14 protein-coding genes are annotated in these 14,351 nt (G+C 37.4%); 10 read left to right on the forward strand and 4 right to left on the reverse strand.

Annotated features, from left to right (window positions below; all coding sequences use genetic code 11):
- Positions 1 to 50: 50 nt before the first annotated feature.
- Together EPJ90_RS05045 and EPJ90_RS05050 are read left to right on the forward strand one after the other, a co-directional pair.
- A complete protein-coding gene (locus EPJ90_RS05045; protein ID WP_003773008.1) occupies positions 51 to 1,160 on the forward strand; it encodes a M42 family metallopeptidase in 1,110 nt (369 codons plus the stop codon).
- 898 nt (positions 1,161 to 2,058) lie between these two features.
- Positions 2,059 to 2,466 (forward strand): hypothetical protein, encoded by a 408-nt coding sequence (locus EPJ90_RS05050; protein ID WP_161636704.1) that lies wholly within the window; start codon positions 2,059 to 2,061, stop codon positions 2,464 to 2,466.
- 7 nt (positions 2,467 to 2,473) lie between these two features.
- Here the strand turns inward: EPJ90_RS05050 and EPJ90_RS05055 are convergent, their stop codons facing one another.
- Positions 2,474 to 3,181, reverse strand: a complete 708-nt coding sequence (locus EPJ90_RS05055) for a GntR family transcriptional regulator (RefSeq protein WP_161636703.1) — start codon at positions 3,179 to 3,181, stop codon at positions 2,474 to 2,476.
- A gap of 203 nt (positions 3,182 to 3,384) precedes the next feature.
- On the opposite strand from EPJ90_RS05055, the gene EPJ90_RS05060 reads away from it, so the two are divergent.
- Complete coding sequence (locus EPJ90_RS05060) at positions 3,385 to 3,864, forward strand: peptidylprolyl isomerase (RefSeq protein WP_125164792.1); 480 nt, start codon at positions 3,385 to 3,387, stop codon at positions 3,862 to 3,864.
- A 110-nt stretch (positions 3,865 to 3,974) separates the two neighbouring features.
- Positions 3,975 to 5,120 (forward strand): CDP-glycerol glycerophosphotransferase family protein, encoded by a 1,146-nt coding sequence (locus tag EPJ90_RS05065; protein WP_125164791.1) that lies wholly within the window; start codon positions 3,975 to 3,977, stop codon positions 5,118 to 5,120.
- 166 nt (positions 5,121 to 5,286) lie between these two features.
- Here the strand turns inward: EPJ90_RS05065 and EPJ90_RS05070 are convergent, their stop codons facing one another.
- On the reverse strand, positions 5,287 to 6,333 hold the full coding sequence (locus EPJ90_RS05070) for a M24 family metallopeptidase (protein WP_161636702.1): 1,047 nt from the start codon (positions 6,331 to 6,333) through the stop codon (positions 5,287 to 5,289).
- 94 nt (positions 6,334 to 6,427) lie between these two features.
- On the opposite strand from EPJ90_RS05070, the gene EPJ90_RS05075 reads away from it, so the two are divergent.
- The gene (locus tag EPJ90_RS05075; RefSeq protein ID WP_161636701.1) at positions 6,428 to 6,784 is read left to right on the forward strand and encodes a hypothetical protein; all 357 of its coding nucleotides are present in this window, start codon (positions 6,428 to 6,430) and stop codon (positions 6,782 to 6,784) included.
- A 24-nt stretch (positions 6,785 to 6,808) separates the two neighbouring features.
- Here the strand turns inward: EPJ90_RS05075 and EPJ90_RS05080 are convergent, their stop codons facing one another.
- Positions 6,809 to 7,417 (reverse strand): histidine phosphatase family protein, encoded by a 609-nt coding sequence (locus tag EPJ90_RS05080; protein ID WP_161636700.1) that lies wholly within the window; start codon positions 7,415 to 7,417, stop codon positions 6,809 to 6,811.
- A gap of 41 nt (positions 7,418 to 7,458) precedes the next feature.
- The gene (locus tag EPJ90_RS05085; protein ID WP_161636699.1) at positions 7,459 to 7,878 is read right to left on the reverse strand and encodes a DUF2721 domain-containing protein; all 420 of its coding nucleotides are present in this window, start codon (positions 7,876 to 7,878) and stop codon (positions 7,459 to 7,461) included.
- A 133-nt stretch (positions 7,879 to 8,011) separates the two neighbouring features.
- On the opposite strand from EPJ90_RS05085, the gene EPJ90_RS05090 reads away from it, so the two are divergent.
- The 5 genes from EPJ90_RS05090 (at position 8,012) to lpdA (ending at position 14,264) form a co-directional block, all read left to right on the forward strand.
- Complete coding sequence (locus EPJ90_RS05090) at positions 8,012 to 8,998, forward strand: lipoate--protein ligase (RefSeq protein ID WP_161636698.1); 987 nt, start codon at positions 8,012 to 8,014, stop codon at positions 8,996 to 8,998.
- A gap of 125 nt (positions 8,999 to 9,123) precedes the next feature.
- Positions 9,124 to 10,254 (forward strand): pyruvate dehydrogenase (acetyl-transferring) E1 component subunit alpha, encoded by a 1,131-nt coding sequence (gene pdhA / locus EPJ90_RS05095; protein ID WP_161636697.1) that lies wholly within the window; start codon positions 9,124 to 9,126, stop codon positions 10,252 to 10,254.
- Complete coding sequence (locus EPJ90_RS05100; RefSeq protein ID WP_125164787.1) at positions 10,254 to 11,234, forward strand: alpha-ketoacid dehydrogenase subunit beta; 981 nt, start codon at positions 10,254 to 10,256, stop codon at positions 11,232 to 11,234. The genes pdhA and EPJ90_RS05100 overlap by 1 nt, the downstream gene beginning before the upstream one ends.
- 20 nt (positions 11,235 to 11,254) lie before the next feature.
- A complete protein-coding gene (locus tag EPJ90_RS05105) occupies positions 11,255 to 12,838 on the forward strand; it encodes a dihydrolipoyllysine-residue acetyltransferase (protein ID WP_161636696.1) in 1,584 nt (527 codons plus the stop codon).
- A gap of 19 nt (positions 12,839 to 12,857) precedes the next feature.
- The gene (gene lpdA / locus EPJ90_RS05110) at positions 12,858 to 14,264 is read left to right on the forward strand and encodes a dihydrolipoyl dehydrogenase (protein WP_161636695.1); all 1,407 of its coding nucleotides are present in this window, start codon (positions 12,858 to 12,860) and stop codon (positions 14,262 to 14,264) included.
- Positions 14,265 to 14,351 lie beyond the last annotated feature (87 nt).

A 14,351-nucleotide genomic window follows, 5' to 3' on the forward strand; every position in this document is an offset into this window, starting at 1 on the left:
TACTGTAAGATTATTGGATTATAGTGAGGGTCTAGAAATAGGAGAATGATATGAAGAAAAATATTACACTTGAAGAAGCATATGGTGATGTAAATTTAGAAATGCTTGCTGATTTTACGCTTACAAATGGTATCTCAGGTCACGAAAAAGATGTTGCCAATGTCTTTAAATCATGGGTTGAAGAGAGTGCGGATGATATCTGTTTTGACAATTTAGGATCAATTATTGCTCATAAAAAAGGTGCTGAAAATGGACCTAAGATTATGTTAGCAGGTCATATCGATGAAGTGGGTTTCTTGGTTCGTAGCATCGATGATAATGGTTTTTTACGAATTCACCCAGTAGGCGGATGGTGGCCACATGTCTTGCTGTCTCAACCAGTTACAATTCAAACACGTGATGGAAAAATGTATGTTGGTGTTACAGGCTCCAAGGCACCGCACGGAATGACTCCGGCGGTACGTAATAAAGTTATGGACATCACTGAGGTTTTCGTTGATCTTGGTGTAGCATCAAAAGATGAAGTTGAATTATTAGGAATTCAAGTTGGGGATACCGTAACTCCAAAATCTGACTTCCACGTGTTGGCAAACCCAAACTTCTTAATGTCAAAGGCTTGGGATGACCGTATTGGTGCGGCTATTGTTGTCGATGTTATGAGACAGCTTAAAGATGTACAAACAGCATCCCATATTTACTCAGTGGGAACTGTACAAGAAGAAGTTGGATTACGTGGTGCACGTACTGCAGCACAAACAATTAATCCAGATATTGCATTTGCTGTTGATGTCACTATCGCAACCGATACACCAGGTGAAGATAACCGTATTAAAATGGGTGTCGGTGCAACTTTAGAAGTGATGGATGGTTCTGTTATTGGTCATAAAGGACTTCTCTATTACCTTCAAGATCTTGCTGAAGAGATGAATATTGATACACAATTTGAAATCCTGGCTGCTGGAGGAACGGATTCAGGGGAAATCCATAAAGTTCATGATGGTGTTATTACGTTAACCCTTTCAATTCCTGCGCGTTACATTCACTCACACTTAGGTATTATTCATCGTAAAGATTACGCAGATACAGTTGCTCTCATTACTGAATTCTGTAAACGATGCGATGCGGATGTGCTTGAATCCTTACAAAACTACAAAAGATAAGTCTATGACTTATCTTTTTCTTTTACTCGAGACGTCTTAATATCGAGTAAGCTTTGAGTATTTATTTCTCGGTTTGTCTTGACTGTAGCCTTAACGACGAATGATGGTTATATCCTTTCACAAACTCGAACGATAAGATGCGATTTTATCTGACAAAGAGGCCTTGTTCTGTTTCAATCAGCTTGTATTAATAATAAGATATGGTACATTTAAATTATTGAAGGGGAACATCTTTAAAAATTGTAGAAGTACGCAGCTGCAGTAATAAATAAAAATCATTCGTCAAAACGGTTGTGATAATGGCTGATTTGGATGCTCTGTCAAATAAAACGGGTTGATCTAGTAGGGCGCATTTGATGCATCAGTTCGGACTCGATATTGCTTAGTTGCTCGCAATGATACCAAGATATTCTCTGTATAACTAATTTTGGGGGAGGGTTATGATGATTCACAATCACGATGTGTTTTTTACCATCGTAAGCATACTGTGTTTATTGCTAATAATGATTATGTTAGTGTTAATAGTAAATGAGACCAAAGGGTGTTGGAATAGAAAACTATTCAAATATACCAACGCGATTTATTTATTAATTTTTCCGATTATTCTCTATATAGAGAAACCGGACACAAATATAATTGTGGCCGTTTATTTTATTTTTTATCTTTGTTTTCTTATGGTTCGAAAAATAATACTAAAAAAAGAGACAGCATAGTTTCTTTCATTTTTCAAATTCAGTCGTAGCATTTTAAATTTGATGGGTTTATGTCGTTTAAGCGCAAAAAATCATGCCCTTTCATCCAATGATTTTTCTTTTGGTATCGTTGATATCTAAATTTAAAACGATAAGTCGTAGACTTATCGTTTTTTCGGTTATAATAAAGAAAAGTGAGGTAATGTATGCTTAAAGAAACAGTTTTTATTGAGGCGCCTTTAGAAGAAGCATGGGAACGTTTCGAACTTGAGTTCGCAAAGCTTTTCAAGTGTAGCCCTAAAAAGATGCTGAATCGTGAAATGAAGGCTAAGGTTAAAACCATGAATGGTCGTGATATTGAATTAAAGCAACGTGTTATTATTCATGACCGCTATAAACATTTCGCATTTGTATCCGAGAACCCTAAAGAGACCGTTACAACCCATTATGAATTTTTTGAAGACAAAGATGGCACGTTTATTTCTTCATATGATGAGAAGAGTAAGGGTGAAATGTTATATCGTCTTCCGTTTATCAAACAAAAAGTTCGTAAACAACTTAAGGGACGACTCCAACAAATTAAATTGATGATTGAAGCAGAAAAGGGAGCATAGCTCCCTTTTAAATTGGACTGGATAATTTTAAGAATCGTGCATACTTATAATGATGGTAGTCAATCGAATAGTCAAAAATTTCTCCGTTTTTAAGCATTGCCTTACTGGTTGTTTTTAAAGCCGGATCACCGAGATGCAGTCCCAGTAATTCCGCATTTGTATTATCTAAAGAACACGCTTCAATTAAGCGGTCAATATACCCAACTTCTTGTCTTAGCCCCTCTTGAATATAAGAATAAATCGAATTTTCAATAATTTCTCGATTTAAATACGGAATAAGATTACGATTAAAATATGAATACTCTACAACCCATCGATTGCCATCGACGATTCGTAATCGATTCACAAAATACAATTGGGTTCCAACTTCACAATTCATCTCAATGGCAATTTCTCGATTGGCTGAAATCTCTTGAAAGTCTAAGATTTTGGTTTCGATTCGATTTTTTTTATGATTTGAGGATAAGCCATGAAAATTTTCTAAATTAATTGCATTGATATGATCCACATCACGAACAAACATACCACTTCCTTGAACGGAGATAATATAACCTTGTCGTGATAAGAGGCCAATGGCTTTTCGAATGGTATTTCGACTAACATCAAACTCCTGCATTAAAGCTTCTTCGGTTGGAATTTTTGTATTAGAAGGATAGATACCATCCATAATACGATCTTCAATTATAGTACTAATTATTCGATACTTATGTGACATAATGTGCTCCTTTATCTCAATTATAACATGGACTAAGAAAAGTAACGCGAACGTCCTTTAGGGGTTTATGATGACCTGACTTCGAAAGGTAAGTCTAAGACTTGCGACGAACCGATATTGTTAAGATGTGGTTTTAAACCTTTCAAGAATTCCTCCTAGTAAAAGTATAGCACTTTTGCTATGATTGTCACGGAGGTATTTTTATGACACAAACAATTAAAATTACAATGAATAGTGGTAAAACCATGACTGCCGAACTCTATGAAGACATCGCACCTAAAACGGTTGCAAACTTTGTGAAGCTCATCGAAGAAAAGTTTTATGATGGATTAATTTTTCACCGTGTAATTCCTGGATTTATGATTCAGGGAGGCTGCCCTAATGGAACAGGAATGGGTGGTCCTGGATATGAAATTGAAGGTGAATTTACATCAAATGGTTTTAAAAATGACTTAAAACACAGTAAAGGGGTTCTATCGATGGCACGTGCTATGGATCCAAACAGTGCTGGAAGTCAATTCTTTATTATGGCTGAGGATGCACCACATTTAGATGGTCAATATGCAAGTTTTGGTAAACTTGTGGATGGTATTGAAGTGGTTGATGAAATCGTTCATGTTAAACGCGATCGAAATGATAAGCCACTTGAGCCTCAAATCATTCAAACAATCGAGTTAATTTAATTGGGGAAAGGTGTGTGATGCACCTTTTCTTTATTTCAAAGAGAATAGGAATTGTTGATTATTTATAGTATAATACCCCATGTATATAAAACCTTTCAAGGAGGTTATGAATGAAGAAAAAACTTGATTATATATTAAAACACAATAAAGTCTTGTTAATCGTATTTACAAAGACCCTGTCCATGGTCTTCCGATTTATTGGTTTGTTTATTCGTACTGAAGAAAATTTAATCTTAATATCTGCAAACTCTCGCGGCTATAACGATAGTCCCCGTGCCATTTATGAATATATGAAAAAAGATTCGAAATACGCACAGTATCGTTTTGTATGGGCGGTTGATGATGTTACACAAACAATCGACGGTGCCGATCTTGTTAAAGCGGACACGTGGCAATATTTTAAAACTGCGTTGAAAGCACAGTATTGGATTACAAGTGTTAATATTGAACGCGGCTTGCATTTTAAAAAGAAAAAGACGGTCTTTCTCAATACATGGCACGGTGTAGCAATTAATGAGATGGGCAATGCGGTAGCGGGTCGAACCGATTTTGATTGGTCCGATACGGATTATATTTGTTATAGTGCGGAAAATGAAAGACCCATCTATTATCGAGACTTTAATGCACGTCCAGAGTCAATGGTCCCTACAGGACTTCCTCGTAATGATGAATTGTACCATGTGGATTCGGATAAAGTTATCGAAATTAAACGAAGTTTAAACATCCCTGAAGATAAAAAAGTGATTCTCTATGCACCGACATGGCGGGATAGTGAAGACTTCGGTAAGAGTTATCAAATTAAACCACCCATTGACTGTGACGTTTGGAAAAAGGCCTTGGGTGATGAATATGTTGTTATCTTAAGAACGCATCCTTATACCAATGAATTGATGGGCGTTACCTTTGATGATTTCTTCTATGATGGAACGATGTATCCTCGTGTAAACGACTTGATGATGATTTCAGATATCCTTATCTCAGACTACTCAAGTATTATCTTTGATTATTGTGTCCTTGAAAGACCTGTAATCTGCTTTGGTTATGACTATGAAGCGTATTCTGAAAAACGTGGATTTTATATTGATTTAGAGACAGTGATTCCTAGTGGTATCATTCGTGATGAAGCGCATCTTATCGAACACATCAAATCGATGAATTATGAAGAACAAGTTGCGAAAACTAAGGTAATGAAAGAAAATCATGTCACCTATGGTGGTAATGCTACAGAACAAATTGTTAATGTAGTATTTGGATAAAAGAAAAGCTGATCATAATATGATCAGCTTTTTTAATAAAAAAAGGCAGCCATTGGCTGCCAAATGCTTTGAGGGGATGTAAAGCATTACAATCTTATGACTGCATATACATCATACCCCCTAAAGATACAGATGTAAATTAATACGAGTTCATTTCACGAGTGTTTCACTTTTTAATATCAGTAAACTCCTTCTTACATTGGTTCATGACGAAGACGCCATCCTTTGTGACATGTACGAGGTCCTCAATTCGGATACCACCGGTTCCTGGAATATAAATTCCAGGTTCAATTGAGAAGCACATTCCAGGTTCAATGATGCGGTCATTTTTTGAAGAAACATCGAGGTTTTCATGGCACTCGATACCAATTCCATGTCCTGTACGATGAACAAAATATGGACCATAGCCGGCCGCCTCGATAACCGAACGCGTTGCTTTATCAACATCGGATAAGCGTGCTCCGGGTTTTACAGCATTAATTCCAGCTTTATTCGCTGCAAGTACAATTTTATAGAGGTGTTCCATCTCAGGATTTTCACCCATAAAAAAACATCGAGTCATATCAGAACAATAATTTTGGTAGATTCCACCCATATCGATTAGAACAACATCATTTTCACGTAAAACTCGATTTGATGGAACACCATGGGGATCGGCAATGTTTTCAGTAAACAAGACAATGGGATCAAAACTCACACCCGATAAAGGTGCTGCGCTCTGTTTTTCACGGACAATTTCTGCGAGTTCAATTTCCGTCATGCCAACTTTAAGTAGCTGCTCCATTTCAAGCATAATGCGATCATTATGATGCGATGCTTCGATGAGTGTTGAACGTTCAACATCATCTTTAATAGTTCTGATTTGTTCCAAATATGGCGACCCATTTACAACGGTATACCCTTTGTGAATAAACGGGATTAAGAAACGTGATGGCCAATTCCCATCAACGGCAAATTGGTTGTCGGTCAGATGGGTCTCAATAAGAGATGTCGTATCATCACCATCTTCATAGACAATCGTCTTTAAATCTTTCGGTGCCTCAAAAAGTTTGTTTAAAAACAGAATGGGCTCATGGTCTTTGCCAACCAGTAATGCGATCATGCGTTCGCCAACATCAAAACGATATCCGGTGTAGTAAAAAATCATCATTTTATCTGAGATAATCAGTTGTTTTTCGAGCATGAGGTTTGTTAGTTTTTCGATTCGATTCATAATATCACTCCTTTCCACCATTATACGCTCGGTATTAAGGCAAATGCAATGTACATATAAGTATGTTAGAATACTATAGAAAGGATGATACACTATGAAACAAGGACAAGAATCACAAGTAATTATCGTAAATCGTAATCCTTACGATTCCAGTATTCAAATTGTCATACCGCCGTTTCGTCCGATAAATCTTTTTGAAATTGAAGATAATTTTGAAGAAGTTAAACAAGAAATCGAAACAAAAATTATAAATCAAGAAGTTGCTGAGCGCATCGTTCTCTTTGTATCTGCTTTTAAAGAATCGATGGAAGAAGGGGATGTCCTACCAATCGTTGAGTATTTTATTTCAAGTGATATTGAAAATATGGATCCCGACGAGTTAAAGATGATCTTTGATGCGGTAAAGGAATTTATAACACTGGTTAATGATGATAATCGTTTAATGCACTAAAAAATCTCCCTCAGGAGATTTTTTTTATTGATAATGAGATGTTTCGTTTCGATAAATGAGATGCGTTCCATTTTCATCCATAACAATTTTTGTAAGACTTGTTGAATCGAAGTCTTGTTGAGATGAAATCGATTCTAAATTTTCATTGATCAGATAATTTGTAAGAACTTTAAGAGTAATTCGATGCGAAACCAATGCGATGGTTTTCCCCGCATATTGCGTTTTGATGTCATCAACCACAGGGGTGATGCGTTGATGGACATCTTTAAACCGTTCACCATGACCAACGGGGCTGTAGTGAAGTGGATTATTGAAAAAAGCATGCCATTGATTCGGGTATTGCTGCTTAACATCTTGGTGCAGTTCGCCTTCCCAAGCGCCCATTTCAATTTCACGAATTCGTGATTCTAATTTTAGCGACTGATTCGGAAAGACAAGGGATGCTGTTTCTTGTGCGCGTTCACTTGTACTTACGATAATCTCGTCAAATGATATTGGTTCTAATCGTTTTTGAAGGAGCAGGGCTTGTTGTTTCCCTTCGTCCGTTAACGGTGAATTTTTAGATCCCTGCATTCGATGCTCTTGATTCCATAATGTTTTTCCATGACGAATGAGGTAGATTGTTGTTTTCATAGGACTCCTTTATTCTATTTAATAAAAAAAGCACGTAAGTGCTAATTGTTTTCGTTCTTATTTTTAATATCTTGTAACTGAATGGTAAGTGCTTCTATTGATATAGAAAGTTCCTTTAGTAAATAGACCAATGAAATAACAAGTAGAACTAAACTGAGTGCAAATACTATATGAGAGAACGTAACCATGGCTGCGTTATATTGTGCAAAGAGCGTAAGGAGCATGCTAAGCACAGCCCCAATAAAACTCATAGCTCCAAGGACCTGCATGGATTTAATGTATTTCATCCGTGTTTGAAGGTTAATTATCTGAGCGAGAATCTGTTTATTTGGGGAATCTTGATGTTTTTCGTAAAGATCGCGTATCAGCCCAGCAAGCACGACAAAACGGTTTGTATAAGCGAGCATGAGCAGAGAAATTGCAGGAAAAATCATAGCGGGTGTTTGTAATGTGAATTCCATAATTTAATCTCCTTTTTAGTTGTCAAAACGATAACGAAGTGAATGTGAAATATAAATTCACTTTAGTTGAATTATATCGCAATGGTCTTTAAAATGAAAGTGGATGTGGGAGATAGAGAGTGAGGTAACAAGTATGAGATACTTAAAAAATCCATCAACAAATCCTTATTTTAATTTAGCACTTGATGAGTATGCGATGAAGCACATCAATTGTGATGAGGATTTTTTCTTTCTATGGCAAAATGAGCCAGCGGTAATTATTGGGAAAAATCAAAATACCGTCGAAGAAATTAATCAGAAATTTATTGATGATAACAAAATCAAAGTTGCACGTCGTGTTTCAGGTGGTGGTGCAGTGTATCACGATTTTGGAAATCTTAATTTTACATTTGTGATTAATGTGGATGACCCAGGAAAAGTCAATTATAAAAAGTATGTTCAGCCAATTATTGATGCACTTGCAAGTATGGGTATCAATGCGGAGGCGTCAGGACGTAATGATATTTTAATTGATGGACTTAAGATTTCAGGAAATGCACAACGCATGGCAAATGGAAAGCTCATGCACCATGGTACGTTGTTGTTTGATGTTAATATTGAGGATATGGTTCAAGCGTTAAATGTTGATCCTGATAAAATTACATCAAAGGGTGTAAAATCAGTGCGATCACGAGTAACCAATATTAAGGAACATTTACCTGAAGGGACTGATCTTAAAACCTTCTGGGATGAGTTACAATACTTTTTATCGAATAAGGGGCAAGATGAAGAAATTATTCTCGCACCTGAAGAAATTGCGAAAATCGAGTATGAGGCAATCAACCGATTTGGCACATGGGATTGGATTTATGGTGCATCACCAGAGTTTAATCTTAAAAACAGTAAACGATTTGCGGGCGGACGTGTTGAAGTCTTGATGGATGTCAGCGAAGGCCATATCGATCACGTTCGATTTATTGGAGATTACCTCGGATTAGAAGATGTCGCGGATGTCGAAGCGCGCCTTCAAGGTGCTCGTTTCAAACAAAGCGATGTCGACGCCGTGCTTTCGGAAATGGATTTACGAAAATACTTTGGTAATATCACAAAAGAGGAATTATTAGAGTTGATGTTTGATTAGGTTCAAACATCAAATGAATTTTGCTCGAAAGTAGCAATATCGTTGAATGAAATGCGCTTACGTGTTACATTTAAACTGTAATTAGGCATTACCACTTAATGACCTAAGCAAGATATAGAAGGGAAATGGAAATTTCAATGGCACAAGTTAAGAAAGATAAAGCGTTGGATTTCGCTGCTCAACTGAAAAATGTTGAAAAGCTTTACCCAACATTCCAGATTCTTGATGAAACTGGGAAAGTTGTTAACAAAGAAATGTTACCAGACTTAAAAGATGAGGAGTTAGTAGAACTCTTTGAAAATATGTTATGGTCACGAGCATTAAACGACCGTTCAACTACATTAGCACGTCAAGGACGTCTTGGATTCTTCGCTCCTACAGCTGGACAAGAAGCAAGTCAAATGGCGAGTCACTTTGCATTTAATGAAGGGGATATTTTATTCCCAGGATATCGTGATATTCCTCAATTAGTAAAACACGGATTACCACTACATAAGGCATTCTTATGGAGCCGTGGACACGTTGAAGGAAACAACTATCCAGAAGATTTCAATGCAATGCCACCACAAATTATTATTGGTGCACAAATTATTCAAGCTGCAGGAGCTGGAATTGCACTGAAAAAACGTGGAAAAGCACAAGTAGCATTTACATATACAGGAGACGGTGGATCATCACAAGGTGATACTTATGAAGGTCTTAACTATGCGGGAGCATTTAAAGCACCTGTAGTGTTCTTTATTCAAAATAATGGATATGCGATTTCAACACCACGTCACGTCCAAACAGCAGCACCTACACTTGCTCAAAAAGCAGCAGCTGCAGGTATCCCTGGTGTTCAAGTAGACGGTATGGATCCCCTAGCAGTCTATGTTGCAACAAAAGCAGCACGTGATTGGGCAATTGAAGGAAATGGTCCAGTGTTAATTGAAACACTGACATCACGTTTCGGTCCTCACTCACTTTCAGGTGATGATCCAAAACGATACAGAACGCAAGCAAGTTTTGATGAATGGGATAAAAAAGATCCATTGATCAGAATGCGTAATTTCTTAACAGAAAAAGGTCTTTGGGACGAAGAAAAAGAAGTTGAATTGATTGCTCAAATTGATGATGAAATCAAAGAAGCTGTTAAACTTGCTGATTCAGCACCAAAACAAAAAGTTTCTGACTTCTTGAAGAATATGTTCGAAGAACCAACAAATACTATTGCAGAACAAATTGAATATTTTGAAAACAAGGAGGGTAACAAATAATGGCACAACTAACAATGATTCAAGCCATTACTGAAGCGCTTGATATTGCCCTTGAACGTGACGAAAATACATTGATTTTCGGTGAAGACGTTGGGAAAAACGGTGGAGTATTCCGTGCAACTGACGGACTTCAAGAAAAACACGGTGAAGACCGCGTATTTGATACACCATTAGCTGAATCAGGTATTGGTGGATTAGCAATCGGATTGGCATTAGAAAAATTCCGTCCAATTCCTGAAATCCAATTCTTCGGTTTTGTATTCGAAGTAATGGACTCAGTTGTTGCACAAATGGCACGTACACGTTACCGTTTAGGAAACACACGTAACATGCCTATTACTATTCGTTCACCATTTGGTGGTGGTGTTCACACCCCTGAACTCCATTCAGATAACTTAGAAGGTCTAATGGCACAATCACCTGGAATTAAAGTGGTTATCCCATCAAACCCATATGATGCGAAAGGTTTACTTTTAGCTTCTATTGAAGATAACGATCCTGTTGTTTTCTTAGAACACATGAAATTATACCGTTCATTCCGTGAGGAAGTTCCAGAAGGATACTATACAGTTCCTTTAGGAAAAGCGAATGTTGTTAAAGAAGGTAATGATGTAACAATTATTACTTATGGTGCAATGGTTCGTGAATCAATGAAAGCTGTTGAAACACTTGCAGCAGAAGGTATTTCTGCAGAAGTAATCGACTTACGTACAGTTTCACCAATTGACTTAGATACAATTATCGAATCTGTAACGAAAACAGGACGTTTAGTTGTTGTACAAGAAGCACAACGTCAAGCCGGAGTAGGCGCACATGTTATGTCGGAAATCGCAGAACGCGCAATTCTTACATTAAAAGCACCTGTAGGTCGTGTTGCAGCACCAGATACAATTTTCCCATTTGGTTTAGCTGAAAACGATTGGTTACCAAACGAAGAAGACATCACTAATAAAGTACGTGAAATTGTTAACTTTGATTAATTTAGGAGGCGAAGTGCATAATGTCATTTATATTTAAAATGCCTGACGTAGGTGAAGGAATTGCTGAAGGAGAAATCGTTAGTTGGTTCGTTAAAGAAGGCGACACAATTAAAGAAGATGAACCTCTATTAGAAGTTCAAAACGATAAACTCGTTCAAGAAATCCCATCCCCAGTATCAGGAACAATTACAAAAATTATGGTCGAACCAGGAACTGTAGCTACAGTTGGTGACGATCTCGTTGAAATCGTAGCAGAAGGCGCAGTAGCATCTGCACCTGCTAAAGAAGAGACAGCAGCACCTGCACCTGCAGCAGCTGCCGGATCATTTGTGTTTAATATGCCAGATGTGGGTGAAGGTATCGCTGAAGGTGAAATTGTACAATGGTTCGTTAAAGTCGGTGATGACATCCAAGAAGATGCACCACTATTAGAAGTTCAAAATGATAAGCTTGTTCAAGAAATCCCATCCCCAGTATCTGGAAAAATTATGAATATCATGATTGAAGCGGGTACAGTGGCAACAGTTGGACAACCACTCGTTGAATTTGCGGCAGAAGGACATGCACCAGCATCAACTCCTGCACAAACAGCAGCTCCAGTTGCAACTGCAAGCCAGGCTGTTGCGGGAAATGGTGAATCGTTTGCACAAAATAAAATTGCTGGACGCGTTCTAGCAATGCCATCGGTTCGTCAGTTTGCGCGTGAAAATAATGTTGATTTAACACTTGTTACAGCAACAGGTAAACACGGACATATCCGTAAATCAGATGTTGAAGCATTTATCGCAGGCGGCGCAGCTGCACCAGCAGTTGAAACTCCAGTCGTTGAAGCTACACCATCCGTTGAAACAGCACCAGTAGCAAAACCTGCAGCTAAACCAGCTCCAGTTGTTGTTACAGGATCAACTACACGTGAAAAAATGACACCAACACGTAAAGCAATTTCTAAAGCAATGGTTACAAGTAAGGCAACAGCACCACACGTTACATTATTTGACGAAGTGGATGTTACAGAACTTGTAAATCACCGTAAGAAATTCAAAGAAATTGCAGCTGCACAAGATGTTAAACTAACATTCTTACCTTACATTGTTAAGGCGCTAACTGCAGTTGTGCGTAAATACCCAATCTTAAATTCAAGTGTTGATGACTCAACACAAGAAATTGTTTACAAAAACTTCATTAACATTGGTTTTGCAGCAGATACACCTCACGGTTTATATGTTCCAAATATCAAAAATGCTGATTCAAAAGGAATCTTTACAGTTGCTAAAGAAATCTCAACATTGGCAGCCGCAGCAAATGATAATACATTAGCTGGAGCAGATATGCGCGATGGTTCAATTACAATTAGTAATATTGGATCAGCACGTGGACTCTGGTTTACACCAATCATCAACTACCCAGAAGTAGCGATCTTAGGTGTAGGACGTATTGATAAGAAACCAGTTGTTCTAGCAGATGGAACAATCGGCGTTGGAAATATGTTAGCATTATCATTAAGCTTCGACCACCGTATCATCGATGGTGCCCTAGCACAAAATGCCATGAACGAACTCAAGAGATTGTTAAACAATCCTGAGCTTCTATTAATGGAATCTTAATTGGAAGGTGGAATAGTACATGGTAGTAGGAGATTTAGCTCTTGAATTAGATACAATTGTTATTGGTTCAGGTCCTGGTGGATATGTTGCGGCAATTCGTGCAGCTCAATTAGGACAAAAAGTAGCAATTATTGAAAAAGATAATATTGGTGGCGTTTGCCTTAACGTTGGATGTATTCCTTCAAAAGCGTTAATTAATGCAGGTCATCGATACCAAGAATCAATGAATTCAGAAACATTTGGTGTTACAGCCGAAAATGTTAAAATTGATTTTACAAAAACACAAGCATGGAAAGATGAGCAAGTTGTTAATAAACTTACATCTGGAATTGCAATGTTATTAAAGAAAAATAAAGTTGAAATCATCCGTGGTACAGCATTCTTTAATGACACGCATCAATTACGTGTTGTAAATGATGAGTCAGCTCAATCATATACATTTAAACACTGTATTATTGCAACAGGTAGTCGTCCAATTGAAATCAAAGGATTTAAATTTGGAAAACGTATCATTGACTCAACAGGTGGATTAAACTTAAAAGAAATTCCTAAGAAACTTGTTGTTATCGGTGGAGGCTATATTGGTTCAGAATTAGCAGGTGTTTATGCTAATTTAGGATCAGAAATTACAATTCTTGAAGGAGCGCCTTCAATCTTACCTCAATTCGATAAAGACATGATTAAACTTGTTGAAAACGAATTTAAGAAAAAAGACGTTACAATCGTAAATAATGCTATGGCAAAAGATGCTAAAGAAACAAAAGATGGAGTTGTTGTTACTTATGAAGTAGATGGCAAACCCGCTACAATCGAAGCAGATTACGTTATGGTTACAGTTGGACGTCGTCCTAACACAGATGATCTTGGCTTACAAGTTGCCGGTGTTGAGACAAACGAACGTGGACTTATTACTGTAGATAAACAAGGACGTACAAGCCAAAAACATATCTTTGCTATTGGTGACGTAACTCCAGGTTTAGCATTAGCGCACAAAGCTTCATACGAAGCAAAAGTTGCTGCTGAAGCAATCTCAGGCCAACCTTCAGAAATCGACTATGTTGCGATTCCAGCGGTATGTTTCACAGACCCTGAATTAGCAACTGTTGGATTAACTGAAAAAGAAGCTAAAGATCAAGGATTAACAGTTAAAGTATCAAAATTCCCATTTGGTGCAAACGGTCGTGCACTTTCACTTAATGCAGGTGAAGGATTCGTAAGACTTATATCAGAAAAAGACACAGGATTACTACTTGGTGGACAAGTAGCCGGTGTTGGAGCAAGTGATATTATTGCTGAAATCGGATTAGCTGTTGAAGCACGCATGAATGTTGAAGATCTTTCATTAACAATCCATGCTCACCCAACACTATCAGAAACAGTTATGGATGCATCTGAAATTTCACTCGGATTGCCAATTCATATTTAATCTATATAATAAGGATGCGAAAGCATCCTTTTTTTTATTCATTCGAATTTGTAGTTTTTTTGTATTATCTTGCATTAATTTCTGAAA

The sequence above is a fragment of the Erysipelothrix sp. strain 2 (EsS2-7-Brazil) genome, assembly GCF_016617655.1.
GTDB classification, from domain to species: domain Bacteria; phylum Bacillota_I; class Bacilli_A; order Erysipelotrichales; family Erysipelotrichaceae; genus Erysipelothrix; species Erysipelothrix piscisicarius.

What these genes read in the sequence shown, in the direction of transcription:
- lpdA (WP_161636695.1), top strand. Translation starts at nt 12,858, where the DNA reads ATGGTAGTAGGAGATTTAGCTCTTGAATTAGATACAATTGTTATTGGT.
- EPJ90_RS05045 (WP_003773008.1), top strand. Translation starts at nt 51, where the DNA reads ATGAAGAAAAATATTACACTTGAAGAAGCATATGGTGATGTAAATTTA.
- EPJ90_RS05080 (WP_161636700.1), bottom strand. Translation starts at nt 7,417, where the DNA reads ATGAAAACAACAATCTACCTCATTCGTCATGGAAAAACATTATGGAAT.
- pdhA (WP_161636697.1), top strand. Translation starts at nt 9,124, where the DNA reads ATGGAAATTTCAATGGCACAAGTTAAGAAAGATAAAGCGTTGGATTTC.
- EPJ90_RS05100 (WP_125164787.1), top strand. Translation starts at nt 10,254, where the DNA reads ATGGCACAACTAACAATGATTCAAGCCATTACTGAAGCGCTTGATATT.
- EPJ90_RS05090 (WP_161636698.1), top strand. Translation starts at nt 8,012, where the DNA reads ATGAGATACTTAAAAAATCCATCAACAAATCCTTATTTTAATTTAGCA.
- EPJ90_RS05060 (WP_125164792.1), top strand. Translation starts at nt 3,385, where the DNA reads ATGACACAAACAATTAAAATTACAATGAATAGTGGTAAAACCATGACT.
- EPJ90_RS05070 (WP_161636702.1), bottom strand. Translation starts at nt 6,333, where the DNA reads ATGAATCGAATCGAAAAACTAACAAACCTCATGCTCGAAAAACAACTG.
- EPJ90_RS05050 (WP_161636704.1), top strand. Translation starts at nt 2,059, where the DNA reads ATGCTTAAAGAAACAGTTTTTATTGAGGCGCCTTTAGAAGAAGCATGG.
- EPJ90_RS05065 (WP_125164791.1), top strand. Translation starts at nt 3,975, where the DNA reads ATGAAGAAAAAACTTGATTATATATTAAAACACAATAAAGTCTTGTTA.
- EPJ90_RS05075 (WP_161636701.1), top strand. Translation starts at nt 6,428, where the DNA reads ATGAAACAAGGACAAGAATCACAAGTAATTATCGTAAATCGTAATCCT.
- EPJ90_RS05085 (WP_161636699.1), bottom strand. Translation starts at nt 7,878, where the DNA reads ATGGAATTCACATTACAAACACCCGCTATGATTTTTCCTGCAATTTCT.
- EPJ90_RS05055 (WP_161636703.1), bottom strand. Translation starts at nt 3,181, where the DNA reads ATGTCACATAAGTATCGAATAATTAGTACTATAATTGAAGATCGTATT.
- EPJ90_RS05105 (WP_161636696.1), top strand. Translation starts at nt 11,255, where the DNA reads ATGTCATTTATATTTAAAATGCCTGACGTAGGTGAAGGAATTGCTGAA.